Here is a 23667-nt window from a genome sequence, read left to right on the forward strand (position 1 = left end):
CGTGGTGCGGGCCCCGGGAACGCGGCAGCACACTCACTCGGTGCGCAGCCCGTCCGCGCGCATCATGCGCCACAGCGGCGGCATGCTGAGCAGTGTCACGAGCAGCACCAGCCCGGCACCGAACAGCGGCAGCGGCCACACCACCGACCACTCGACGCGGCTCTTGTCCGTCAGCCCCAGCAGCACCCGGCCGAGCCCGACACCGCCGGCCACCGCGAGCGCCAGGCCGAGCGTCATCGGCACGGCGGTCTGCCACAGCACGGACCAGGCGAGCGTGCCGCGCCGGGTGCCGAAGGCCACCAGGACCGACAGCAGACGGCGGCGTTCGCGCAGCTGCTCCAGGGTGGTGACCAGCATGCTGGCGGCGATCAGCGTCATGGTCGCCACGGACGCGATCAGCAGGCCGTTGCGCACGCTGACGAAGCGCCGGTCGTCGGCGGTCTCCGTGAACTGGAAGACGTTGGCCGTGACATCGATGCGGGCCGCGGCGTTGCGGGCGTACTCGGCGGCGTCCGGGACCGCCGGGTCCAGCCGCACCATGACCCCGGCCGTGGGCTCGGCCAGCTTCGTGACGTCGACGGCGCCCATGGTGGCGAAGAGACCGCCGCCCTGCTCACCGGCCGGGTCGGGCCGGGCGTCGACGGAGCGGATCGTCCGGGGCAGGGTCCACGGCCTGGGTTGTCCCGTGATCGTGCCGTTCTCGTCGTAGTCGTTGAGCAGGACCCGGGCGCCGGGCCGCACCACCTTGGGCAGATCCGGGTCCCGGTAGGAGCCGGGCCCGCCGTTGACCAGGAAGACGTCACCGTCCTTGCACGGGCCCGGCCGGGCGATCTCCTGAAGGGTCTCGCAGCTGCCGACCGTGAGCGAGGTGCTCAGGGGGAGGCCCCCTTCGCCGCGCTCCGGGCCGGGGGAGACGACCCGCGAGCGGATGGTGCCGATGACGCCGCTGACGCCCTTGGTCTCCTTGAACGCGTCGATCATCTTCTGCGTGGCGGCGCCGTCCCGGGCCGGCAGCAGTACCTGGAGCTGGGCCCGGGACGTGTCCTGCCCGGTGGGTTTCCGGTAGTCGTCCCCGACCGCGGCGAACATCATCTGGAGCGCGATGGCACCGGCCACGGCGACGGTGATGCCGCTGACCGCGCGGGCCGCGCTGCTGCTGCTCAGCTGGAGCCGCCGGGTGGCCAGTTGCCAGGGCACCGCACCGCCCTTGAAGCGTGCCACGACCGCCTCCACCAGCCAGGGCAGCAGCATGGTCAGGCCCAGCAGCGTCAGAACCGCGCCGGCGCCGATGAGATACGTGTTGACGGAGCCCGACTCCTCGTCGATCGAGCCGAACGCCGCCAGCATCGCCAGTCCGACGAGCGGGATCGGCAGCCGCCACCACAGCCGCCGCCGGCGCGGCACCGCGCTGCGGACGACGCCCAGCGGCTCGATGGCGATGCCGCGCAGCGCGAAGAGCGTGACGACGACCGCCGACGCCGGGACGGCCAGCAGGATCAGGGCGGCCAGCGCGGGCACCGGCGTCAGGTCGGTGGGGAAGGCGTTGACGCTGCGGATGTCGATCATGCCGATGAACTGCCGGCCGAACAGGAACAGCCCGATACCGACGACCAGCCCGAACAGCGAGCCGAGCAGCGCCTCACCGGCGGCGATCCGGCGCGCCATGTGGTTGTCGGCGCCCACCAGGCGCAGCGCCGCCAGCCGCCGGTCGCGGCGCTCGCCGCCGAACCGGACGGCGGTGGCGATGAAGATGGCCACCGGCATCAGCAGGACGACACAGCCCACGAGGATCAGCACCAGCAGGACGGGGTCCATGCCCGGTGACCCGGTCCGCCACCCGTAGGAGGCGGCGCGGCTGGTCCGGTCCCCCAGGACGAGCTTGTCGCTGCCCGCGTAGTAGAAGTTCTCGTTGGGTCCGATCACGCCCGCCTGGCCGATGGTGCCGACCACGCGGTACGGGAGCCGGTCGTGCAGCAGCTTGCCGTCCGGTGATTCCAGGAGCTTCTTCAGGGCGGGGGAGACGACCGCCTCGCCCGGCCCCGGCATCGAGTCCACACCGGGCGGCAGTACGGGGTGGCTGCCGTCCGGACGCAGCAGGACGCCGTCCACATCGGCGCCGCGGAACTTGGAGCCCACGTTGTGGAAGAGGAAGGAGCTGTCGGAGCGCTGCGCCGGCTGCTCCGCGATCTCGATCGTCCGCGCGGTGCTCCGCTCGGAGCGCTGGTGCAGCAGGTTCGGTACGGAGGCGGCGCCCAGCAGGAGCGCCACGCCGAGGCCGACGCCGACGGCGGTCAGCGCCGTACGGATCCAGCCCTCACGGCCGCTGCCGACGGCGAAGCGCATGCCCATGACGAGGTCGCGGACCCAGACGGCGGGGCCGGCCGGGGCCTTGTCCCGCGGTGTGCCGTGGCCGGCGGCGGGGGAGCGGTGGTCGAGGGCGGTCATGCCAGGCCCGCCATTTCCCGGGCCTTGCCGTCGCGGACGACGATCTCGCGGTCGGAGTAGGCGGCGACCCGCGCTTCGTGGGTGACCAGGACGACGGCCGCGTTGGTGTCCCGCGCCGCCTCCGTCAGCAGCGTCATCACGCGCTCGCCGTTCAGCGAGTCCAGCGCGCCGGTGGGCTCGTCGGCGAAGATCACGCGGGGCCGGGCGGCGAGCGCGCGGGCCACCGCGACCCGCTGGCCCTGGCCGCCGGAGACCTCGCCGGGCCGCTTGGCCCGCACCTCGCCGACCTCCAGCCGCTCCAGCCACTCCAGCGAGCGCTCTTCGGCCTCCTTGCGCTTGACGCCGCCCAGGCGCAGCGGCAGGGCCACGTTCTCCAGGCAGGTCAGTTCGGGGACCAGCTGGCCGAACTGGAAGACGAAGCCGAAGTCCTGGCGCCGCAGCGCGCTGCGCTGTGCGTCGGACATCCGGGTCAGGTCGCGCGAACCGTAGAGCACGCTGCCGGAATCCGGGCGGATGATCCCGGCCAGGCAGTGCAGCAGGGTCGATTTGCCGGAGCCGGAGGGGCCCATGACGGCGACCACCTCGCCGGGGTGGATGGAGAAGTCCGCGCCGTCGAGCGCGGGGGTCGAGCCGTACGCCTTGTGCAGCGCACTGGCCGTGAGCAGGGAACCGGCCGGGGTCATACGAGGGCCTCCGGAAGTACGGGCAGGGCGGGCCGGGCGGCAGCGGCCGACGGCGCTGCGGGGTGCGGCGCGGGCGTACCCGGTACGGCGCGCGCTGTCCCGGGGCCCGCCCGGTGGACATGTTCCACACTACATGGCGTGTATACCCACGGTGTATAGCCGGGAAAAAGCACGCCGGGGGCCCCGCCCGCGGACGGGCCGGGCCCCCGGCATCCCTGCGTCACTCGCGCGGTCCGGCCCCCTCCGGGGCCTCCGGCTCCTCGCCCGCCGCCGGTTCCCGCGGCTCCACGGTCTTCGGCGGCCGCCCCCGCCGGGGCAGACCGCCCGCGCCCTTCGGCAGCCGGCCGGCGTCCGCCAGCGCCTTCCGCAGCAGGAACTCGACCTGGGCGTTGGCGCTGCGCAGCTCGTCGTCGGCCCAGCGGGCGAGCGCGTCGTGCACCAGCGGGTCGAGCCGCAGCAGCATCTGCTTGCGCCGCTGCGCCCGCCGCTGCGGTGCCCGCCCGTCGTTCCCGGGCCCGGTGGGCCCGGTCGCGTCCTGGGAGCCGCCGTCGCTCACTGGTAGAGGGACCCGGTGTTCAGTACGGGCTGGGCGGCCCGGTCACCGCACAGCACCACCATCAGGTTGCTGACCATGGCCGCCTTCCGCTCCTCGTCCAGTTCCACGATGTCCTGCTCGCTGATGCGGGCCAGCGCCTGCTCGACCATGCCGACCGCACCCTCGACGATCTGCTGACGGGCCGCCACCACCGCGCCGGCCTGCTGCCGCTGGAGCATCGCCGAGGCGATCTCCGGAGCGTACGCGAGGTGGCTGAAGCGGGACTCGATGATCCGCACGCCCGCGGCCTGCACCCGGGCGGTCAGCTCGGCGGCCAGCTTCTCGGTGATCTCCTCGGCGTTGCCGCGCAGGGACAGGGCGTCCTCGTCGTGCGCGTCGTACGGGTACTCGATCGCGATGTGCCGCACCGCCGCCTCGGTCTGGGTGGCGACGAACTCCAGGAAGTCATCGACCTCGAAGAGCGCCTGCGCGGTGTCCTCGACCTGCCACACGACGATGGAGGCCAGCTCGATGGGGTTGCCGTAGGCGTCGTTGACCTTCAGGACCGCGGTCTCGTGGTTGCGGACCCGGGTGGAGATCTTGCGGTCGGCGGTCAGCGGGTTCACCCAGCGCAGGCCGTCCTCGCGGATGGTGCCCACGTAGCGCCCGAAGAGCTGGATGACCCGGGCCTCGCCGGGGGCCACCATCTTCACGCCGGTCATGCAGAACAGCGAGCCCACCAGCAGCAGGACGCCGACGATGATCAGCGGCACACCCGCCGGCTTGTTCCCGTTCGCGGCGAGCACGCCGCCCCCGATGATCATGCCGAGCCCGGCGAATGCGCCGAGGACGGTGAGCAACAGGCCCAGGCCGCCCGGAATGCTGTGCGCCACCGTCTCGCGGACCTGCGGGCGGGGCATCTGCGGGGCGTCGGCCGCGAGCTGCGCGCCGCCGCCCGTCCCGTCGCCGCCGGCCGGAATCTGGTCGGACATGGTTCTCCCCGTTCTTGTGAAGGGTCGTGCCGGGCCGCCGCGTGGTCGGTGCCGCGGCCGGAGCCGTACTGATCGGCTTGTGCTAACGCGAGCCTAGCAAAGTGATAGCACTTTAAGAAGGTTCTCAGGGATGTGCGGCATCCTTGCCCGGAGGTTCCCCCAAGAGCGGGTGCTCTTTGTCACGTCGGCAAAAGCCTTGATCGATGAGCATTTGTTGACAGATGCGGTGTTAGCTTCGTGAGCTGAGCTATGGGGGCGGAACGACTGGAGTTGCGGGAGCGATGGGGCGAGCGGACGCGAGACGGGCGGCGCAGGGGCGTAACCGCCGGGCGAAGCCGAAGGCCGGGAAGGGCGGCATACGCCGCTTCTTCACCTGGAAGAAGCTTCTCGGGACCTTCCTCGGTGTGTGCCTGCTGGGCATCCTCGGCTTCATCGGCCTGTACCTGTACGTGGACGTCCCCGACGAGGGCAACTTCCAGGCCACGAGCCAGAGCAACGTCTACAAGTACGCCGACGGCACGATCATGGCGCGCAAGGGCGCGGACAACGCGGTCAACCGCGAGATCGTGAAGATCGACAAGATCCCCGAGCACGTCCAGCACGCCTTCGTCGCGGCCGAGAACAAGACCTTCTACCAGGACTCCGGCGTCGACCTGAAGGGCACGCTGCGCGGCATCCTCAACACGCTCAAAGGCCAGGGCAAGCAGGGTGGCTCCACCATCACCCAGCAGTACGTCAAGAACTACTACCTGAGCCAGGAGCAGACGGTCAGCCGCAAGCTCCAGGAGATCGTGATCTCCCTCAAGGTCGACAACAAGATGGACAAGAAGGACATCCTTGCCGGCTACATGAACACCAGCTACTACGGCCGCGGCGCGTACGGCATCCAGGCGGCGGCCCAGGCGTACTACGGCGTGGACGTCGAGAAGCTGACCGTCAGCCAGGGCGCCTACCTCGCCTCGCTGCTCCAGGCGCCGAGCCAGTACGACTGGGCCATCGCCTCCGACGCCGGCAAGAAGCGGGTGCAGCAGCGCTGGGCCTACACCCTCGACAACATGGTCGAGATGAAGTGGCTGAGCCCCGAGGACCGGCAGAAGCAGAAGTTCCAGCAGCCCATCAAGCCCAAGCCGCTGCCCGGCCTGGGCGGCCAGATCGGCTACTTCGTCAACGCCGCCAACGACGAACTGATCCGCAAGGGCGTCGACGAGAAGGAACTGGCGGCCGGTGGCTGGGAGATCACCCTGGGCATCGACAAGAAGAAGCAGCAGGAGCTGGAGAAGGCCGTCAAGCGCAAGCTGACCGACGACCTCCAGCCCGACCGCCGCAAGGCGGACGCGGACGCCCAGATCGGCGCCGCCTCCGTCGATCCCGAGACCGGCCACGTGGTGGCGATGTACGGCGGCCCGGGCTACACCAAGCACTACACGAACAACGCCACGCGGTCGGACTTCCAGCCCGCCTCCACGTTCAAGCCGCTGATCTTCGCCTCGGCCCTGGAGAACCACGCCAAGACCCAGTCCGGCGTGCCCATCACCCCCGACACGGTCTACGACGGCCGCAACCGGCGCCCGGTGGTCAACAGCTCCAAGCCGTTCGCACCGCCGAACGAGGACGAGGTCAGCTACGGCAGGATCACCGTCCAGCAGGCGACCAACAACTCCGTCAACTCCGTCTTCGCGCAGATGGGCGCCGACGTGGGCCTGGACGAGGTCAAGAAGACCGCGGTCAGCCTCGGCATGGACGGCAGCCGGATGGACGTCCAGCCCGCCATGACGCTCGGCACCATGGGCGCCAGCCCGCTCCAGATGGCCGGGGCCTACGCCACGCTCGACAACCACGGCAAGAAGGTCACCCCGTCCCTGGTCAAGAAGGCGGAGCACGGCTCGCAGGAGACCGAACTGCCCGACCCGATCGGCTCCCAGGTGCTGACCCGCAACACCGCCGACACCGTCACCTCCGTCCTGCGCGGCGTGGTCAACGACGGTACGGCCAAGGAAGCGATCGGCAGCACCGACTACCAGGCCGCGGGCAAGACCGGCACCTCCGACGACAACAAGTCGGCGTGGTTCGTCGGGTACACGCCCAAGCTGGTCACCGCGGTCGGCATGTTCGGCGAGGAGGCCAAGGGCGGCAAGCAGGTCTCGCTCAAGGGCACCGGCGGTGGCGGGCGCGTCAACGGCGGCGGCTACCCGGCCAAGGTCTGGGCCGCCTACACCGCGGCCGCGATCGGTGACGACGCGGGGGCCAAGTTCAAGCTGGACACGAACCTCGGCGCCGGGGTCGCCCCGACCAACACCCCGCCGCCGAGCAACACCCCCTCGCACACGCCGTCCCAGACGCCTTCGCAGACGCCGTCCCAGACCCCGTCGCAGACACCCTCCCGGACGCCGTCGCAGACGCCGTCCCACTCCCCTTCGCAGACGCCGTCCCGGACGCCCTCGAAGACCCCGGAGTCGCCCCCGGCCTCCCCGTCGGGCGGCAGCGGCGGGCACGGCGGAGACGGCCGGCCGCCCGGCTTCGACGACCTGGGCTGACCGGCGCCCGACGCCGCCGTGCCGTGGCCCCCGCCTCTCCGGTGGGGGCCACGGCCGTTTGCGTGGTCCGGCTCCGGCTCAGCCGCCGTTGAACCGCGCGGCGATCCGGTCGCCGAGCGCCTTGTCCACGTTGCGCCAGTACTGGAAGGCGCGCAGCAGCACCGGCCGGCTCACGCCCTTCGCCAGGTGCCCGGCGACGTTGCCGATCAGCCGCTCGCGCGCCGCGTCGTCCAGCACCTGCCGCACCTGCGTGCCCGCCTGGCCGAAGTCGTCGTCGTCACGGCGCAGCCTGTACGCCTCGCGCACCATCTCGCCCGCCGCGTGCCAGCCCGCCGGGTCGCCGAAGTGCTCGGTGTCCGCGGCCGGCCCGCCGTACGAGTTCGGTGCGTACACCGCCGCCGCGCGGGACGGCTCGTAGCGCATCGGGCCGTCCTTCGCGTACGAGGAGACCGCCGAGTGCGGGCGGTTGGGCGGCAGCTGCGCGTAGTTCGGGCCGATGCGGTAGCGGTGGGTGTCCGGGTAGGAGAACAGCCGGCCCAGCAGCATCTTGTCCGGCGACGGGCCGATGCCCGGCACCATGTTCGACGGCTCGAAGGCCGCCTGCTCGATGTGGACGAAGAAGTCCTCCGGGTTGCGGTCCAGCGTCATCCGGCCGACCTCGATCAGCGGGTAGTCGCCGTGCGGCCACACCTTGGTCAGGTCGAACGGGTTGAAGCGGTAGTCCGGCGCGTCGTCGAACGGCATGACCTGGACGTACATGGTCCAGCTGGGGGCGTCCCCGGCCGCGATGGCCGTGTACAGGTCACGGCGGTGCAGATCGCCGTCCTCACCGGCCAGCCGGTCCGCCTCCTCCTGGGTCAGGAACCCGATCCCCTGGTCCGTCTTGATGTGGTACTTGATCCAGAACCGCTCACCGCCGCCGTTGACCCACATGTACGTGTGCGACCCGTAGCCGTTCATGTGGCGGTAGGTCTTCGGGATGCCGCGGTCGCCCATCAGCCAGGTGACCATGTGCGCCGACTCCGGCGACAGCGTCCAGAAGTCCCACTGCATGTCGTGGTCGCGCACCCCGCTGTCCGGGCGGCGCTTCTGCGACCGGATGAAGTCCTGGAACTTGCTCGGGTCCCGCACGAAGAAGACCGGCGTGTTGTTGCCGACCAGGTCGTAGTTGCCGTACTCGGTGTAGAACTTCAGCGCGAAGCCGCGCGGGTCGCGCCAGGTGTCCGGCGAGCCCTGCTCACCGGCGACCGTCGAGAAGCGGGCCAGCATCTCCGTGCGCCGCCCCGGCTGGAAGAGGTCCGCCTTGGTGAACTGGCTCACGTCGTTGGTCACTTCGAAGAACCCGTACGCGCCGCTGCCCTTGGCGTGCACCACCCGCTCGGGCACCCGTTCGCGGTTGAACTGGGCCATCTTCTCGATCAGGTAGTGGTCCTGGAGCAGCAGCGGACCGTCCGGGCCCACGGAGAGCGAGTGCTCGTCGCTCTCGACCGGGATGCCGGCGTTGTTCGTCGTACGCGGGACGTCGTGCGCGGAGCTGGTCATGGCGGTGCGCCTCCCGGTGGTGGGGTCGTCAGTCCCTGTCCACCCCAGCAGTCAACTCCGCCGACGCGGTGTCGGCAACCGTTGGACACCGTCCAGTTCGGGATGGAGTCCGGCCGCCGGTACGCCCGTCGACGATCCGGCGGCATTCGCGCCGGCCCGTTCTACGGCGCGCCTCCGAACGGCATCGACAGCTCGAACCACACCACCTTGCCGGTGCTCAGCCGCGTCGCGCCCCAGCGCCGGGCCATCCGGTTGACCAGGTACAGGCCGCGCCCGCCCTCGTCGGACGGGCGGGCCTGGCGCAGCCGCGGCAGCTGCGGCACATCGTCGCCGACCTCGCAGCGCAGCACGTCCGTCCGCAGCAGCCGCAGCGTGATCGGCCGCTCCGCGTACCGCACCGCGTTCGTCACCACCTCGCTGACCAGCAGCTCCAGCTGGTCGGTCAGCTCCTCCAGGCCCCACCGGGACAGCGCCCGGCGGGCCAGGCGGCGGGCCTGCCCGGCGGTCTGCGCCTTCGGGTCCAGGTACCAGTACGCGACGTCGCTCGGCGCGATCCCGTCGAAGCGGGCCGCCAGCAGCGCGATGTCGTCGTCCCGGTCGCCGGGACCGAGCATGTCCAGCACCTCGTCGCACAGCGGCTCCAGCGGTGGCGGGTTGGGCCCGGTCAGCCGGGCCGTCTCGGTCAGCCGCTCCCGCAGCTGCTCGATGCCGGTCCACACGTCCCGGATACGGGACTCCACCAGGCCGTCCGTGTAGAGCACGAGCGTGGCGCCCGCGGGCGCGTCCAGCTCGACCGCCTCGAAGTCCACCCCGCCGACACCGATCGGCGCGCCCGGCGGCACCCGCAGCACCTCCGCACGCCCGCCGCGGTGCAGCATCACGGGCGGCGGATGCCCGGCGTTGGCGACCATGATGCGGTGCGCCACCGGGTCGTAGACCGCGTACAGGCACGTCGCCATCCGGTCCGAACCGAGCCGCTGCGCCTGCTCGTCGAGGTGGTGCAGCACCTCCTGCGGCGGCAGGTCCAGCCCGGCGAGGGTCTGCGCGGTGGTGCGCAGCTGGCCCATGATCGCCGCCGAGGTCATCGAGTGGCCCATCACGTCACCGACGACCAGCGCGACCCGGCTGCCCGGCAGCGGGATCGCGTCGTACCAGTCGCCGCCCACCCGTGCCGTCTCGGCGGCGGGCAGATAGCGGCTGGCGAGCCGTACGCCGGTGGGCTGCGGCAGCGAGTCCGGCAGCATCGTGCGCTGGAGCGCGTCGGCGATGTACGCCTCGCGCCCGTACAGCACCGCCTTGTCGACGCCCAGCGCCGTGTGCGTGGCCAGCTGCGCCGCCACCAGCAGGTCGTCCGCCTCGAAGGCCGGGCGGTCCGGGCGGCGCAGGAAGACCGCCGCGCCGATCACCCGGCGGCGCCCGCGCAGCGGCGCCAGGATCACCCGGTGCCCGGCCGGCAGCTCGGTGAGCGGCCCGAGCAGCTCCGGCAGCGCCGCGCGCGCCGCCTGCACCTCGCCGAACAGCGGCCGTACGCCGCGCAGCACCTCCGCCAGCGGCCCGCCCGGCAGCACCTCGGACAGCTCCGCCGCACTGCCGCCCATCGCCGGGCCCAGGTCCGGCTGCGCGGGCAGCATCGGCAGCCGCCCGCCGTTGGTGTCCGGCTCCTCGGGAATCCGGTCGGTACGGCGCAGCCGCAGCACCACCGGGCCGGTCGGCCGCTCGTCGCCCACCGGCAGCGGATCGCGCAGATAGACCAGGATGGCGTCGGCGAACGTCGGCACCGTCGCCCGGCACAGCCCCAGCACGATCTCGTCCAGGTCTATGCCGCGGGCGATCCGCCGGGTCGCCGCGCCGATGAAGCGCAGCCGGTCGCCGCCCGCCTGCCGCGCCGCCGGCGCCTCGCCGCCCTCGGCCGGCTGCGCGGGGTGCGCCGAACGGGCGGGCGGCGCGGCCGGACCGGCGGCCTGCCCGGACGCCCGCCCGGGCTCCTCGCCGCGCGCCCCGGCCTCCACCGGTACGCCGTGCGGCGCGGTGGGCGGCGGGACCGCAGGCGCCCCCTCGGGGCAGGGCCGGTGCCGGCCGGCACCGGCGTCCGCACGGCCGCCGTCCGCGGCGCGCGCAGAATCGTCACCGCGCGGTGCCGCGGGAGACATGTCGGCCACCTCGGTCGGTCCGCGGGTCGAGGACTGCCCCGGGAAGCCGCGGGGGTCGGCGGCCGCGGCGTACGGCGCCGGCCCGGGCAGACCCCGGTCCGGGGTCGCCGGGGACGCGGCAGGCGGGGCGGCCTGCCGCGGTTCGTGGGAGGTCGGGTGCTCCGTCACGCGTGGGATTCCATCCGTCCGGGGCTGCGCGCGTGGCGCGCCGCGTCTCAAGCGCGTCGCAGGTGCAGGAAGAGCTGGATCTCGGGTGGGGTGTCCGTACTGGCCGGGGCATACGCATACGAGTCCTCCCCGGTGACTTCGAAACCCGCGTCGTGCACGACCTGGCGCAAGTCGTCCCGCAGGTAACCCGATACCCGGATCGTGCTGCCCAGGAACGGAATCGGGCAGTCGTCCAGATCGGCTTCGACCATGGCCAGCGCCAGCAGCCCGCCGGGCCGCAGCAGCGAGTGCAGCATCCGCAGGGTGTACGGGATCTCCGCGCGGGGCAGCATGAGCAGCGAGAAGAAGGCGGCGGCCCCGTCGAAGGAGCCGGGCCCGCCGAGTGCGCCGTGGCGCAGATCGGCGATGTCCAGCCGGTGGAACCGGCCCGCCGGGACGTTCTCCCGGGCCAGGGCGATCATCGCGGGGGAGAGGTCCACCCCGACCACCGAGTGGCCCGCTTCGGTCAGCTGACGGGCCGTCGGCAGGCCCGTGCCGCAGCCGAGGTCCAGCACCCGCGACCCGGGCGGCAGCGCGGCCGCGAGCCGGGCGCCCGCGGTCAGCTGGCCGTCCTTGTGCGGGAAGGCCTCCTCGTAGCGGTCGCCGATCGCGTCGAACGCCTCCGCCTGTCCCGCCCGGTCCAGGACTAACCCGTTCAGGCCCTCGTATCCGTCGTAGCCTTCAGCGCTCACGACCTCGCCTCTCCTGCGACCGCGGTCAAGTTCGGGGCTCCGGCGCGGGAGCCACGTCCGTGCAGTTCCGTGCAGTCTTGAGTTACGCCTGTGCGGTCTTGTGGAGGACGATCCTACGGTTGTTCCCCAGGGGCGCATCAAGGGGGCTCACTCGCCCGCCACGCGGCGCCCTTGCCTGCTCACCGGGCCGACCGGACACGCCCCGGGCTCCGGTCACGCCTCCGCGCCCGGCCGGGCCCGCGGACCGGGTACCGGCCGGTCCCAGTCGTCCGGCAGCCCCGGCACCCCCCACGCCGGGTCGGGCCGCCAGTCCTCCCAGCCGCCGCCGAACGGCTCCCCCCACGCGCCGATGTGCTCGACCGCCGCGCGGCCCGCCGCCCGTACGTCCGCCGCCAGCGCGGGCGGCATCAGCCCGTCCCGCTGCGCCTGGGCGAACTCGTCCTCGTCCCGCCACTCCCAACGCCGGTCCGGGTACACGCAGATGTCCAGGAAGTGGTCCTGGGAGTCGATGCCGCCCGCCCAGCGGCGCCGCGGCTCCTCCAAATTCACGTACCAGTTCTTGAAGTGCCAGCCGGGCTCCCAGAACAGCCACACCGACCAGGGGTCGTGCGGCCGGGCCAGCTTCAGCACCCCGGTCCCGAACCACTGGTCGCGGGCGGTGCGCCGGGGCTTGGTGTAGCGGGTGGCGAGCGGCTCGCGGTGGACCGGCGTCCCGTCGGCCAGCACCGGCTTGACGCAGGGCGTGCCCGGAGCCATCCACACCGCGAGCAGCTCGTCGGTGTCCTGGACGACGGTCATCGGACGGCAGATGTGGATGCCGTCGCCGGCGTTGTCGCGGTACCGCCACAGGATCTGGTCCCCGGGCGCCCAGCGCCCCGGCCGTTCCGCGGCGGCCCGTGTGTCCCCCGCCCCGGCGGCGCCCTTCCTCGTCTCCACCATGTCCGCTGTCATGCGCAGATCTTAGTGGCGGGCCGGTGTCCACGCCGTGACACGGGACGCACGGTCCGTTACGGAAGTGTCAGGCCGGCACCGACGTGCCGGACCGTCACGGGTGGGTCATCCGCAGCACGTCCAGCGCCTCGTCCAACTGCTCCTCGGTCAGCAGGCCCCGCTCCACGTACCCGGACCCGATGACCACCTCGCGGATCGTGCGGCGCTCGGCGAGCGACTTCTTGGCGACCTTCGCGGCCTCCTCGTACCCGATGTACTTGTTGAGCGGGGTGACCACGGACGGGGACGACTCGGCGTACTCCCGGGCCCGTTCGGCGTTGGCGGTGATCCCGTCGATGGTGCGGTCCGCGAGCAGCCGGGTGACGTTGGCGAGCAGCCGCACCGACTCCAGCACGTTCTTCGCGATGACCGGCAGCATCACGTTCAGCTCGAAGTTGCCCGCGGCGCCCGCCGCGGCCACCGTCGCGTCGTTGCCGGTGACCTGCGCGGCCACCATCAGCACCGCCTCCGGGATCACCGGGTTGACCTTGCCGGGCATGATGGACGAACCGGGCTGGAGGTCGGGCAGGTTGATCTCCGCGAGACCGGTACGGGGGCCCGAGGACATCCACCGCAGATCGTTGGCGATCTTCGTCAGGCCGACGGCGATGGTGCGCAGCTGCCCGCTGGTCTCCACGACCGCGTCGCGCGCGCCCTGCGCCTCGAAGTGGTTGCGCGCCTCGGTCAGCGGCAGCCCTGTCGTCCGCGCCACCTCGGCGATCACCGCGGCGGGGAAGCCGGGCGGGGTGTTGATGCCGGTGCCCACCGCCGTACCGCCCAGGGGCAGTTCGGCCAGCCGCGGCAGCGCGGCGTGCAGCCGCTCGACGCCGTACCTGACCTGCGCCGCGAAGCCGCCGAACTCCTGGCCGAGGGTGACCGGCGTGGCGTCCATCAGGTGCGTCCGCCCCGCCTTGACCACCTCGGCGAACTCGGTCTCCTTGCGCTCCAAGGCGCTCGCCAGGTGCTCCAGCGCGGGGATCAGGTCATGGGTGACGGCCGCGGTGGCCGCGATGTGGATCGAGGAGGGGAAGACGTCGTTGGACGACTGGGAGGCGTTGACGTGGTCGTTGGGGTGCACGTCGCGGCCCAGCCGCTCGGTGGCGAGGGTCGCGAGCACCTCGTTGGTGTTCATGTTCGACGACGTACCGGAACCGGTCTGGAAGACGTCGACCGGGAAGTGCTCGTCCCACTTCCCGTCCGCGACCTCGGCGGCGGCCTCCTGGACGGCCCCCGCGACGTCCTGGTCCAGCACGCCCAGCTCGGCGTTGACCTTGGCCGCCGCGGCCTTGATCCGGGCCAGCGCCTCGATGTGCGCCCGCTCCAGCCGCTGCCCGGAGACCGGGAAGTTCTCCACCGCGCGCTGGGTCTGCGCCCGCCATTTGGCGCGGGCGGGCACCTTCACCTCGCCCATCGAGTCGTGCTCGGTCCGGTACTCGCCGTGGTCGCCGCTCAGGCCGTTGTCACTCATACCTGTGTCAGTGCCCGGGAACGGTGATCTGTTCCCGGGCACCGGCACGTTTCGTCCGTCAGGCGGAACGCGGCCGGAACCGGCCGCCGGCCGTCAGGCGGTCCGTACGGGAATGCTGGTGAACGTCGGAGCCGGCGCCGGGTCCTGGAAGAAGTCGTTGCCCTTGTCGTCCACGACGATGAACGCCGGGAAGTCCTCGACCTCGATCCGCCAGACCGCCTCCATGCCCAGCTCCTCGTATTCGAGGACCTCGACCTTCTTGATGCAGTCCTGCGCCAGGCGCGCCGCCGGGCCGCCGATCGAGCCCAGGTAGAAGCCGCCGTGCGCGGCGCAGGCGTCGGTGACCTGCTTCGAGCGGTTGCCCTTGGCCAGCATCACCTTCGAGCCGCCCGCCGCCTGGAACTGCTCGACGTAGGCGTCCATCCGGCCGGCCGTGGTCGGGCCGAAGGAGCCGGACGCGTAGCCCTCGGGGGTCTTCGCCGGGCCCGCGTAGTACACCGGGTGGTTCTTCAGGTACTCCGGCATCTCCTCGCCCGCGTCCAGCCGCTCCTTGATCTTCGCGTGCGCGATGTCGCGGGCGACGACGAGCGTGCCGGTGAGCGACAGCCGGGTCTTGACCGGGTGCTTGGTCAGCTCGGCCAGGATGGCGTCCATCGGCTGGTTCAGGTCGATCCGTACGGCGTCGAGGTCCGGGCCCGCGCCCTCGGTCAGCTCCTCCTCGGTGGTCTCCGGCAGGAACCGCGCCGGGTCCTTCTCCAGCTGCTCCAGGAAGACGCCCTCGGCGGTGATCTTCGCCACGGCCTGGCGGTCCGCGGAGCAGGACACCGCGATGGCGACCGGGCAGGACGCGCCGTGCCGCGGCAGGCGCACCACGCGCACGTCGTGGCAGAAGTACTTGCCGCCGAACTGCGCGCCGATGCCGATCTTCTGCGTCAGCTCGAAGACCTTCTCCTCCAGCTCCTTGTCCCGGAAGCCGTGGCCGGTGGGGGAGCCCTCGGCGGGCAGCTCGTCCAGGTAGTGCGCGGAGGCGTACTTCGCGGTCTTCAGCGCGTACTCGGCGCTGGTGCCGCCGACGACGATCGCCAGGTGGTACGGCGGGCAGGCGGCCGTGCCCAGCGAGCGGATCTTCTCCTCCAGGAACTTCATCATGGAGGCCTCGTTGAGGACCGCCTTGGTCTCCTGGAAGAGGAAGGACTTGTTGGCCGAGCCGCCGCCCTTGGCCATGAACAGGAACTTGTACGCGTCCCCGTCGGTGGCGTACAGCTCGATCTGAGCCGGCAGGTTGGAGCCGGTGTTCTTCTCGTCCCACATGGTCAGCGGGGCCATCTGCGAGTACCGCAGGTTCAGCTGCGTGTACGCGTCGTAGATGCCGCGGGACAGGGCCTCCTCGTCCCGCCCCTCGGTCAGTACGTTCTGCCCGCGCTTGCCCATCACGATCGCCGTGCCGGTGTCCTGGCACATCGGCAGCACGCCCGCCGCCGCGATGTTCGCGTTCTTCAGCAGGTCCAGCGCCACGAAGCGGTCGTTGGCGGACGCCTCGGGGTCGTCCAGGATGCGGCGCAGCTGGGCCAGGTGGGCCGGGCGCAGATAGTGCGAGATGTCGTGCATCGCCTCGGCGGCCAGCTTGCGCAGCGCCTCCGGCTCGACCTTGAGGAATGTGCGTCCGTCGGCCTCGAAGGTGCTCACACCCTCGGAAGTGACCAGGCGGTAGGGGGTGTTGTCCTCGCCTACGGGGAGCAGGTCGGTATAGGCGAACTCCGGCATCAGGGGTCATTCCTCACTCTGCGGCGGTTTTCGGCTGACATCTGCGGCAGCGCCTGAACAGCGTAGAACCCTCACTCGCGGTCGCCGCTGTGAGGTAAGGCTCACCCGGACCGCCCGGCCGGGCCGCGCGTCCCCTAGTCGCGATCTATCGCGTTTCGGTACGCTGCCCCCGTGGACGAATCGTCGCTCGCCAAACGAGCCCAGCAGCCGGTGAACCTGACCAAACCCGTGGCGGAGGCCGAGCTCCGGGCGTCCGACGCCGACCGGGACCGGATCGCGGAAATCCTCCGCGAGGCGCTGGCGGTGGGGCGGCTGGACGCGGAGGAGCACGCCGAACGCATCGACCTGGTCTACCGCGCCAAGACGATGGGCGAACTGGAGCCGCTGGTACGGGACCTGCCCGCGGAGGACGGCGCCCCCGGGCAGCGGCCCGCGTCCGCCGCGTACGCCACCGGTCCGGACGGCACGCCGCCGGACCAGACCATGGTCGCGATCTTCAGCGCCTCGACCCGCAAGGGCCGCTGGCGGGTGCCCGGCCGGATCAACGCCGTCGCCGTCTTCGGCAGCGTGGAGATCGACCTGACCGAGGGGATCTTCCAGCAGCAGCAGATCCACATCAACGTCACCGCGATCTTCGGCAGCGTGGAGATCCGGGTGCCGGAGAACGTCACGCTGCGCAGCAGCGGTTCCGGCGTGCTCGGCGCCTTCGAGGTCGAGACGAACGAATCGATGGCGGGCGACGCCCCGATCGTCCACGTGAACGGCTACGCGGTGCTCGGCAGCGTGGAGGCCAAGCCCAAGCGCGGCAAGTGGCTCCGCGACCTGCGGGACGACCTGCGCGGCGCGCGGCGCGCGTGGCAGGAGCAACGGCGCGAGGAACGGCGGGCGCTGCACGGTCAGCGCCGGGACGAGCGGCGGGACCGGCACGGGCGGCTGCACGGCCACCGGGACTGACGAGGCTGCTGACGGAGGCGCCCGCGACCGGCGCGGATACGGCGGGAGCGGGTAGGGCACAACCGGGCGGACGGTGTGCTTCCGGCCCACCTGTGCCCGGTCGTCACGGTGCTTCCGCACTGCTCATACGCTGTTCGCAACCGTGTGCATAAGCACGCGTACAGCGGGTAGGGCTGGTGCATCGTCTCTCGTACGGCTGCGGGGTGCGAAAAGTCGTGCGCAGCGAGACGGGCAAGGGTGACTCTTTCGCCGAAGCCGTCGTCAGGAGTAGACCGTGCTGCTACCGCATCAGCCTCTGCAGGACACCGCAGTTGTTCCGCCCCAGCGGGTTCCCTCTCGCGAAGAGGCCGGTCCCTGGCACGCGGAGGCGGTGTGCCGGCGTGACGAGGCGGGCCTGTTCTTCGCACCGTCCAAGGAGCCGACCGCCGCACGCCTGGCACGGGAGGAAGCCGCCAAGCGGGTCTGTGCCCGCTGCCCGGTGATGATCGAATGCCGGGAGCACGCCCTGCTGCAGCCGGAGCCCTACGGCGTGTGGGGCGGACTGACCGCCGCCGAGCGCCGGGTCGTGCTCGCCCGCCGCCGGCGCCGGGAGGGCGAGTTGCAGCGCTCGGCCCGGATGCAGGCCGCCGCCGGCTGAGCCGCCGGTGCGACCGGCACGCGTGACGGGCCGGGACCCCGCCGATGGACGGCGGAGTCCCGGCCCGAGCGTTGCTGCCGGCCGGCCTTCGGCTCAGCTGGGGCGCTCGAAGTCGACCGAGCTGTACGCGCGCAGCTTGGAGAGCCGGTGCTCGGAGTCGACCCGGCGGATCGTGCCGGACTTGGAGCGCATGACCAGCGACGAGGTGGTCGCGGTCTCGGCGCGGTAGCGCACCCCGCGCAGCAGTTCGCCGTCGGTGATGCCGGTGGCCACGAAGAAGACGTTGTCGCAGCGGACCAGGTCGTCCGTCTGGAGCACCTGGTCCAGGTCGTGCCCGGCGTCGATCGCGCGCTGGCGCTCCTCGTCGTCCTTGGGCCACAGCTTGGCCTGGAGGGTGCCGCCCAGGCACTTGAGGGCGCACGCGGCGATGATGCCCTCCGGCGTACCGCCGATGCCCAGCAGCAGGTCCACGCCGGTGCCCTCGCGGGCCGCCATGATGGCGCCGGCCACGTCGCCGTCGGAGATGAACTTGATCCGGGCGCCGGCCTCCCGTACCTCCTTGACCAGGCCGTCGTGGCGCGGCCGGTCCAGGATGACGACGGTGACATCCTCGACGGCGGACTTCTTCGCCTTGGCGATCCGGCGGATGTTCACACCGACCGGCGCGGTGATGTCGACGAAGTCGGCGGCCTCGGGGCCGGTGGCCAGCTTGTCCATGTAGAACACCGCGGACGGGTCGAACATGGCGCCGCGCTCGGCGACGGCCATCACGGAGACCGCGTTGGCCATGCCCTTGGCGGTCAGCGTGGTGCCGTCGACCGGGTCCACGGCCACGTCGCACTCGGCGCCGGTGCCGTCACCGACCCGCTCGCCGTTGTAGAGCATCGGGGCGTTGTCCTTCTCGCCCTCCCCGATGACCACGACGCCGTTCATGGAGACGGTGTGGATCAAGGCGCGCATGGCCTTGACGGCGGCGCCGTCGGCGCCGTTCTTGTCGCCGCGCCCGACCCAGCGGCCCGAGGCCATGGCTCCGGCCTCGGTCACCCGGACGAGTTCCAGTGCGAGGTTGCGGTCGGGAGCCTCGGGGCTGACCTCTAGTTGGGACGGCAGATGATGCTCGGTCATCGAGCGCACCTTTCTGTACGGCGACGGCCGGAATGGTGAGGGTGGCTATGACTTTATCGGTAGGTCGCCAAAATGAGCAGTGGGCCCCACGCATGAGCGGTGGCAAGAAGTCGTACGGGCGTGTTCCCGCCCCGCGGGCGGCCGGAACCGGACGGCGGGGGGCGTGTCTTCGCGGGGCCGGGCATGGGGGACCATAGAGACGTGGCAGGTATGCGAGGCAAGCAGACGGTTCGGGACATGGTCCTGTCGATGGCGGTGATCGGCGCCCTCGTCGCGGGCATCTATGTCTTCATCCCGCACAACGACAGCAGGACCGCCGAGGTGAACGCGGTCAAGACGGTCGACTACCGCGTCGAGCTCGCGACCGCCCGGCGTGCCGCGCCCTACCCGGTCGCCGCGCCCAAGGGGCTGCCCGAGGGCTGGCGCGCCACCTCCGTCACGTACAAGGCGAGCAACGACGGCAAGGGCGGCGCCTGGCACCTGGGCTTCCTCGACCCGGAGCAGGAGTACGCGGCGCTGGAGCAGAGCGACGCGCCCGCGAAGAAGTTCATCCAGGACGTCACGCTGGGCGCCGAGAAGGCCGCGGGCAAGCAGGCCGTTGGCGGCGTGAAGTGGGACCGCTACAAGGGCGAGAAGTACCGCGCGCTGGTGCGCGAGGAGGAGGGCGTCACCACCGTCCTCACCGGCACCGCGCCGTACGGCCGGCTCGCGGAGCTGGCCGCGTCCCTGGAGGCGAAGAAGGACTGAGGGCGGGGCCGCGCGCCTGCCCCCGCGGCCGTCCGGCCGTGACACGTACGACGAGGCCGCCGCACCGGAAGGGTGCGGCGGCCTCGTCGTACTGCGGGGGAGGCTCAGACGGTGGTGACGGCCTCGTCGAAGCTCAGGCGGGGCGAGCGCGGGCTGTGTTGCCCGGGGGCGACCCCCGGTCCCCCGGCCGGATCAGACCGTCGTGACCGCTTCGTCGAAGCTCAGGCGGGGCGAGCGCGGGAAGAAGGCGTCGGCGCCCGGCTTGCCGATGTTGATGACCATGAAGGACTTCTGCTTGCCGTCGCCGAAGAACTCCTTGTCGATGCCGGCGAAGTCGAAGCCGGTCATCGGGCCCGCGGCCAGGCCGGCCGCGCGGATGCCGAGGATGAGGTAACCGGCCTGCAGCGTCGCGTTCTGGGCACCGGCGACCTCGCGGACGGCCGGCTCGGAGAAGAAGGTGTCCTTGATACCCGGGGCGTGCGGGAACAGGGTCGGCAGCTTCTCGTGGAAGTCCAGGTCCGTGGAGAGGACCAGGGTCAGCGGCGCGCTCAGCGTCTTCGGGCCGTTGGCGCCCATGGCGTACTTGACCAGGCGCTCCCGGGCGTCCGCGGAGCGGACCAGGGTCAGGCGCAGCGGCGACTGGTTGAAGGCGGTCGGCGCGTACTTCACCAGGTCGTAGATGGCCTGGACCTGCTCGTCCGTCACCGGCTCGTCGGTGAACGAGTTGGCGGTCTGGGCCTCGCGGAAGAGGAGGTCCTGGGCGGCGGCGTCGAGCGCGAGAGACATGAGGGCACCTCGGGGGAGTCGGTGTTTTCCGTGTTCGGTATCAACTGTAACCAAGATAGATTAAGTTTCAACCAAAATCGGGGGATCGTGACTCGGTTCACAAGGTGGGGATGGGTGGTGAGGTGCGGTCTGCGGGGCGCGGTCTGCGTGCGGGAGCCGTACGGGGGTCGGCTCGGCCCGGGCCGTCGGGGGCCGCTCCCGTACTCCGCTACGTCGCTGATCCGCACGGTGACCGCGATCGGCCACCGTCACTACGTCAGTACGTCGCTACGTCGCTCCGCCGCGGTTCGGCCGCCGCTACTCGTCCGCCGCCTCGGCCTCTTCCTCCTCCGCCAGCGCCGCGTCGAGCCGCGCCCGCGCCCCGTCCAGCCAGCGGCGGCAGACCTTGGCCAGTTCCTCGCCGCGCTCCCAGAGGGCCAGCGACTCCTCCAGGGTGGTCCCGCCGGCCTCCAGGCTGCGGACGACCTCGATCAGCTCGTCCCGGGCCTGTTCGTACCCGAGCGCGGAACCTTCCGGCCGCGCCGCGTCCGCCGCGCCGCCCGCCGCCGTGTCGTCCGTCTTTGCCTTCGCCATGGCTCCCACCCTAATCCGGGGGTCCGACAACGGACGGTGTGCCGGACACCCGTACCCGGAACTCGCCCTCGGCGACCCGGGCCCGCAGCTCGTCGTCCGGCGCGACCTCGTCGGACGAGCGCACGGCCGAGCCGTCCGGCTTCTGGAGCACCGCGTACCCGCGCTCCAGGGTGGCCTTGGGGGAGAGGGCGACCACGCGCGCCAGTGTGTGCGACAGCTCCGAGTCGGCCCGGTCCAGCAGATGCCCCAGCGTGCGCCGGCCGCGCTCCAGCAGCGCGGTGACCTGGTCCTCGCGCTCCTCGATCATCCGGTGCGGCCGCTCCATCGAGGGCCGGCTCAGCGCCGCCGCCAGGCCGCGCTCCTCGCGGTCGAGGAAGCCGCCGACCGCGCGCAGCGCCCGCTCCCGCAGCTGCTGGATGCGGGCGAACTCCTCGCCGACATCGGGCACGACCTTCTTCGCCGCGTCCGTCGGCGTCGACGCGCGCAGGTCGGCGACCAGGTCCAGCAGCGGCGTATCCGGTTCGTGGCCGATCGCGGAGACGACGGGCGTACGGGCCGCGCCCACGGCCCGGACCAACTGCTCGTCCGAGAACGGCAGCAGATCCTCGACGCTGCCGCCGCCACGCGCCACGATGATCACGTCGACCTCGGGCAGCGCGTCCAGCTCCTTGACCGCCTCGATCACCTGCGGCACCGCGTGCACCCCCTGCACCGGCACATTGCGCACCTCGAAGCGGACCGCGGGCCAGCGCAGCCGGGCGTTCTCCAGGACATCCCGCTCGGCGGCGCTGGCCCGCCCGCAGACCAGGCCGATCAGCTGCGGCAGGAACGGCAGACCGCGCTTGCGCTCCGCCCGGAACAGGCCCTCCGCGGCGAGGGACTTCTTCAGCTGCTCCAGCCGCGCCAGCAGCTCGCCGACGCCCACCGGTTTGATCTCGGCGGCGCGCAGCGAGAGCTGGCCGCGCGGCGCGTACCACTCCGGCTTGGCGTGCACGACGACGCGCGCGCCCTCGCTCACCACGTCCGCGATCTTGTCGAAGACCTGGCGGTAGCACGTCACGCTGACCGAGATGTCGTACGACGGGTCGCGCAGCGTCAGGAAGACGACGCCCGCGCCGGGCCGCCGGGACAGCTGGGTGATCTGGCCCTCGACCCAGACGGCGCCCAGCCGGTCGATCCACCCCCCGATGAGCCGCGACACCTCGCCGACGGGGATCGGCGCCTCCGCGGACGTCCTCACACTCATGCCACGAGCGTATAGCCCGGCACTGACAGCGCCGGGCGGCGCGGAGGGGAGGGAAGCGGGAGGCGGCCGCCCGCCTCGTACCGCTCCTCGCCTACCACCTCACCGATCCCCACCCGGCTTTCCACCCGTCTCTCCGCCCTTCCTGCGCCCGTACTGGACCGCCAGCACCACCAGACCCACCACCAGCCAGACCGCCCCCACGGTCTGCGCGGTCGCGGAAGCCTCCACGATCACCGCGACCACCACCGCCAGGCCCAGCACCGGCACCAGCACGTGCTTGAGGACGTTCGGGCGCTCGGCCCGCTTGCGTACCCAGAACCAGCCGATCACCGAAGCGTGCAGCAGCCCGAAGGCGGTCAGCGCGCCCACGTTGACGATCGAGGAGAGGTGGTCCAGACCGTCGTCGCGGCGAGCCGCCCACACCGCCGCGACCAGCGTCACCACCGCGGCGCCCAGCAGCGCGCGCCGCGGCACCCCGCTGCCCGCGTCCACCTTCGACATCGCGCCCGGCAGTCGCCGGTCGCGCGCCATCGCGAACAGCAGCCGCCCGGCCGCCGCCTGCCCCGCCAGCGCCGCGAAGGCCGCACCGATCGCCTTGCTCGCGGCCACCAGCTTCTGCAACCACTCGCCGACGGCCGTGTTCGCCGTCGTGTAGAAGGCGTCGCCCTGCTCGGCGGGGTGCGCCGCCAGCTCGTCCGCCGACATCGGCGCGAGCAGCGCCGCCAGATAGGTCTGCACGGCGAACAGCACACCCGCCAGCACCAGACAGGTCAGCACGGCCCGCGCCACCGGCACCGCGCCCGCCCGCTGCCCGCCGCCCTTGCCGTGAGGCGCTCCCGGCGCGGCCTTCGGGTCCTTCGCCTCCTCCGCGAACGACGCGATGGCGTCGAACCCCAGATATGACAGCACCGCCACCGACACCGCGGCCAGCACCGCGCTCGTGGAGAACGCGCCTTCACCGGTCAGCGGCTCCGACCAGCCGCGCTGCGCCCCGTCCGTGACCAGCACCCACACCGCCGCCACCACGAAGACCACCAGCACCGCCAGCTCCATCGCCAGCACCACGAATCCGGCCACCGCCGCCGCCCGTACCCCCAGGAGGTTCAGCAGCGTGGTGACCACCACCGCGAGCGCCGTCCACACCCACTGGTGCACGGACGGCACCAGCGCGTGCATGGCGATGCCGGAGAAGAGGTACGCCACCGCCGGGATCAGCAGGTAGTCGAGCATCGCCATCCACCCCGCGACGAAGCCCGCGCCCTCACCGAGTCCGGCCCGCGCGTAGGTGAACACCGAGCCGGCCTGTGGGGCGACCCGCACCATCTGCGCGTACGAGTACGCGGTGAAGGCCATCGCGACCGTCGCCACGACGTAGACGATGGTGATCGCGCCGTGCGACTTGGCCTGGAGGGTGCCGAAGATCCCGACGGGTGCCATCGGGGCGATGAACAGCAGCCCGTAGACGATCAGGTCCCGGAACGTCAGCGTGCGCCGGAGCCCGGCGTCGGCGGACGCGCCGGGTGCCGCGGCGGTGCCGGCGGACGGCGGCGAGGACGGGTTCGGCTCGGACGGTGCGCTCATGACGGTCACTCCAGCG

19 protein-coding genes are annotated in these 23667 nt (G+C 72.0%); 4 read left to right on the forward strand and 15 right to left on the reverse strand.

Translation table 11 applies throughout. The features are described from left to right. Positions 1-33: 33 nt before the first annotated feature. The 4 genes from ACH4FX_RS19360 to ACH4FX_RS19375 all read right to left on the reverse strand — a co-directional run bounded on the left by ACH4FX_RS19360 (position 34) and on the right by ACH4FX_RS19375 (position 4655). Positions 34-2445, reverse strand: coding sequence for an ABC transporter permease (locus tag ACH4FX_RS19360; protein ID WP_398480447.1), 2412 nt, complete (start codon positions 2443-2445; stop codon positions 34-36). Next, positions 2442-3128, reverse strand: a complete 687-nt coding sequence (locus ACH4FX_RS19365) for an ABC transporter ATP-binding protein (RefSeq protein ID WP_398480449.1) — start codon at positions 3126-3128, stop codon at positions 2442-2444. The genes ACH4FX_RS19360 and ACH4FX_RS19365 overlap by 4 nt, the downstream gene beginning before the upstream one ends. A 220-nt stretch (positions 3129-3348) precedes the next feature. Next, complete coding sequence (locus ACH4FX_RS19370) at positions 3349-3684, reverse strand: hypothetical protein (RefSeq protein WP_398480451.1); 336 nt, start codon at positions 3682-3684, stop codon at positions 3349-3351. Further along, entirely contained in the window at positions 3681-4655 is a 975-nt protein-coding gene (locus ACH4FX_RS19375) for an SPFH domain-containing protein (protein WP_398480452.1), read from the reverse strand. Before ACH4FX_RS19375 ends, ACH4FX_RS19370 begins: the two co-directional genes overlap by 4 nt. Positions 4656-4936: 281 nt before the next feature. Between ACH4FX_RS19375 and ACH4FX_RS19380 the strand changes: the two genes are divergently transcribed. Then, positions 4937-7189 carry a transglycosylase domain-containing protein gene (locus tag ACH4FX_RS19380; RefSeq protein WP_398480454.1) on the forward strand — a complete coding sequence of 751 codons (2253 nt, stop codon included), beginning with the start codon at positions 4937-4939 and terminating at the stop codon, positions 7187-7189. 78 nt (positions 7190-7267) lie between these two features. On the opposite strand, the gene ACH4FX_RS19385 is transcribed toward ACH4FX_RS19380, so the two are convergent. From ACH4FX_RS19385 to ACH4FX_RS19410, 6 genes are all read right to left on the reverse strand, one after another. Then, on the reverse strand, positions 7268-8731 hold the full coding sequence (locus ACH4FX_RS19385) for a catalase (RefSeq protein WP_398480456.1): 1464 nt from the start codon (positions 8729-8731) through the stop codon (positions 7268-7270). Between the two features lie 161 nt (positions 8732-8892). After that, on the reverse strand, positions 8893-11049 hold the full coding sequence (locus ACH4FX_RS19390) for a SpoIIE family protein phosphatase (RefSeq protein ID WP_398480458.1): 2157 nt from the start codon (positions 11047-11049) through the stop codon (positions 8893-8895). Between the two features lie 47 nt (positions 11050-11096). Further along, positions 11097-11780 (reverse strand): class I SAM-dependent DNA methyltransferase, encoded by a 684-nt coding sequence (locus ACH4FX_RS19395; RefSeq protein WP_398480460.1) that lies wholly within the window; start codon positions 11778-11780, stop codon positions 11097-11099. 213 nt (positions 11781-11993) lie between these two features. Then, positions 11994-12719 carry a DUF402 domain-containing protein gene (locus tag ACH4FX_RS19400; protein ID WP_398480519.1) on the reverse strand — a complete coding sequence of 242 codons (726 nt, stop codon included), beginning with the start codon at positions 12717-12719 and terminating at the stop codon, positions 11994-11996. A 106-nt stretch (positions 12720-12825) separates the two neighbouring features. Next, a complete protein-coding gene (locus ACH4FX_RS19405; protein ID WP_398480462.1) occupies positions 12826-14238 on the reverse strand; it encodes a class II fumarate hydratase in 1413 nt (470 codons plus the stop codon). 93 nt (positions 14239-14331) lie between these two features. Then, positions 14332-16002, reverse strand: coding sequence for a fumarate hydratase (locus ACH4FX_RS19410; protein ID WP_398480464.1), 1671 nt, complete (start codon positions 16000-16002; stop codon positions 14332-14334). Between the two features lie 171 nt (positions 16003-16173). On the opposite strand from ACH4FX_RS19410, the gene ACH4FX_RS19415 reads away from it, so the two are divergent. Then, positions 16174-16956, forward strand: coding sequence for a DUF1707 domain-containing protein (locus ACH4FX_RS19415; protein ID WP_398480466.1), 783 nt, complete (start codon positions 16174-16176; stop codon positions 16954-16956). Positions 16957-17230: 274 nt separating this feature from the next. Beyond that, positions 17231-17593 (forward strand): WhiB family transcriptional regulator, encoded by a 363-nt coding sequence (locus ACH4FX_RS19420; protein WP_398480468.1) that lies wholly within the window; start codon positions 17231-17233, stop codon positions 17591-17593. A 93-nt stretch (positions 17594-17686) separates the two neighbouring features. Here the strand turns inward: ACH4FX_RS19420 and glpX are convergent, their stop codons facing one another. Then, a complete protein-coding gene (gene glpX / locus ACH4FX_RS19425) occupies positions 17687-18718 on the reverse strand; it encodes a class II fructose-bisphosphatase (RefSeq protein ID WP_398480470.1) in 1032 nt (343 codons plus the stop codon). A gap of 210 nt (positions 18719-18928) precedes the next feature. On the opposite strand from glpX, the gene ACH4FX_RS19430 reads away from it, so the two are divergent. Further along, complete coding sequence (locus tag ACH4FX_RS19430; protein WP_398480520.1) at positions 18929-19465, forward strand: DUF4245 domain-containing protein; 537 nt, start codon at positions 18929-18931, stop codon at positions 19463-19465. 192 nt (positions 19466-19657) lie between these two features. On the opposite strand, the gene ACH4FX_RS19435 is transcribed toward ACH4FX_RS19430, so the two are convergent. The 4 genes from ACH4FX_RS19435 to ACH4FX_RS19450 form a co-directional block, all read right to left on the reverse strand. After that, a complete protein-coding gene (locus tag ACH4FX_RS19435; protein ID WP_398480472.1) occupies positions 19658-20251 on the reverse strand; it encodes a malonic semialdehyde reductase in 594 nt (197 codons plus the stop codon). A 297-nt stretch (positions 20252-20548) separates the two neighbouring features. After that, on the reverse strand, positions 20549-20824 hold the full coding sequence (locus ACH4FX_RS19440) for an exodeoxyribonuclease VII small subunit (RefSeq protein ID WP_398480474.1): 276 nt from the start codon (positions 20822-20824) through the stop codon (positions 20549-20551). Between the two features lie 10 nt (positions 20825-20834). Then, on the reverse strand, positions 20835-22070 hold the full coding sequence (xseA, locus tag ACH4FX_RS19445; RefSeq protein ID WP_398480476.1) for an exodeoxyribonuclease VII large subunit: 1236 nt from the start codon (positions 22068-22070) through the stop codon (positions 20835-20837). Between the two features lie 99 nt (positions 22071-22169). Then, positions 22170-23651, reverse strand: coding sequence for an APC family permease (locus ACH4FX_RS19450; RefSeq protein WP_398480478.1), 1482 nt, complete (start codon positions 23649-23651; stop codon positions 22170-22172). Positions 23652-23667 lie beyond the last annotated feature (16 nt).

The organism is Streptomyces sp. NPDC018019 (assembly GCF_044327805.1).
GTDB lineage: Bacteria > Actinomycetota > Actinomycetes > Streptomycetales > Streptomycetaceae > Streptomyces.

Bases quoted from the DNA above. Each gene is read 5' to 3' on its own strand.
- ACH4FX_RS19385 (WP_398480456.1), bottom strand. From the start codon at position 8,731: ATGACCAGCTCCGCGCACGACGTCCCGCGTACGACGAACAACGCCGGC.
- glpX (WP_398480470.1), bottom strand. From the start codon at position 18,718: ATGACCGAGCATCATCTGCCGTCCCAACTAGAGGTCAGCCCCGAGGCT.
- ACH4FX_RS19405 (WP_398480462.1), bottom strand. From the start codon at position 14,238: ATGAGTGACAACGGCCTGAGCGGCGACCACGGCGAGTACCGGACCGAG.
- ACH4FX_RS19450 (WP_398480478.1), bottom strand. From the start codon at position 23,651: ATGAGCGCACCGTCCGAGCCGAACCCGTCCTCGCCGCCGTCCGCCGGC.
- ACH4FX_RS19430 (WP_398480520.1), top strand. From the start codon at position 18,929: ATGCGAGGCAAGCAGACGGTTCGGGACATGGTCCTGTCGATGGCGGTG.
- ACH4FX_RS19375 (WP_398480452.1), bottom strand. From the start codon at position 4,655: ATGTCCGACCAGATTCCGGCCGGCGGCGACGGGACGGGCGGCGGCGCG.
- ACH4FX_RS19360 (WP_398480447.1), bottom strand. From the start codon at position 2,445: ATGACCGCCCTCGACCACCGCTCCCCCGCCGCCGGCCACGGCACACCG.
- xseA (WP_398480476.1), bottom strand. From the start codon at position 22,070: ATGAGTGTGAGGACGTCCGCGGAGGCGCCGATCCCCGTCGGCGAGGTG.
- ACH4FX_RS19400 (WP_398480519.1), bottom strand. From the start codon at position 12,719: ATGGTGGAGACGAGGAAGGGCGCCGCCGGGGCGGGGGACACACGGGCC.
- ACH4FX_RS19435 (WP_398480472.1), bottom strand. From the start codon at position 20,251: ATGTCTCTCGCGCTCGACGCCGCCGCCCAGGACCTCCTCTTCCGCGAG.
- ACH4FX_RS19440 (WP_398480474.1), bottom strand. From the start codon at position 20,824: ATGGCGAAGGCAAAGACGGACGACACGGCGGCGGGCGGCGCGGCGGAC.
- ACH4FX_RS19380 (WP_398480454.1), top strand. From the start codon at position 4,937: ATGGGGCGAGCGGACGCGAGACGGGCGGCGCAGGGGCGTAACCGCCGG.
- ACH4FX_RS19410 (WP_398480464.1), bottom strand. From the start codon at position 16,002: ATGCCGGAGTTCGCCTATACCGACCTGCTCCCCGTAGGCGAGGACAAC.
- ACH4FX_RS19365 (WP_398480449.1), bottom strand. From the start codon at position 3,128: ATGACCCCGGCCGGTTCCCTGCTCACGGCCAGTGCGCTGCACAAGGCG.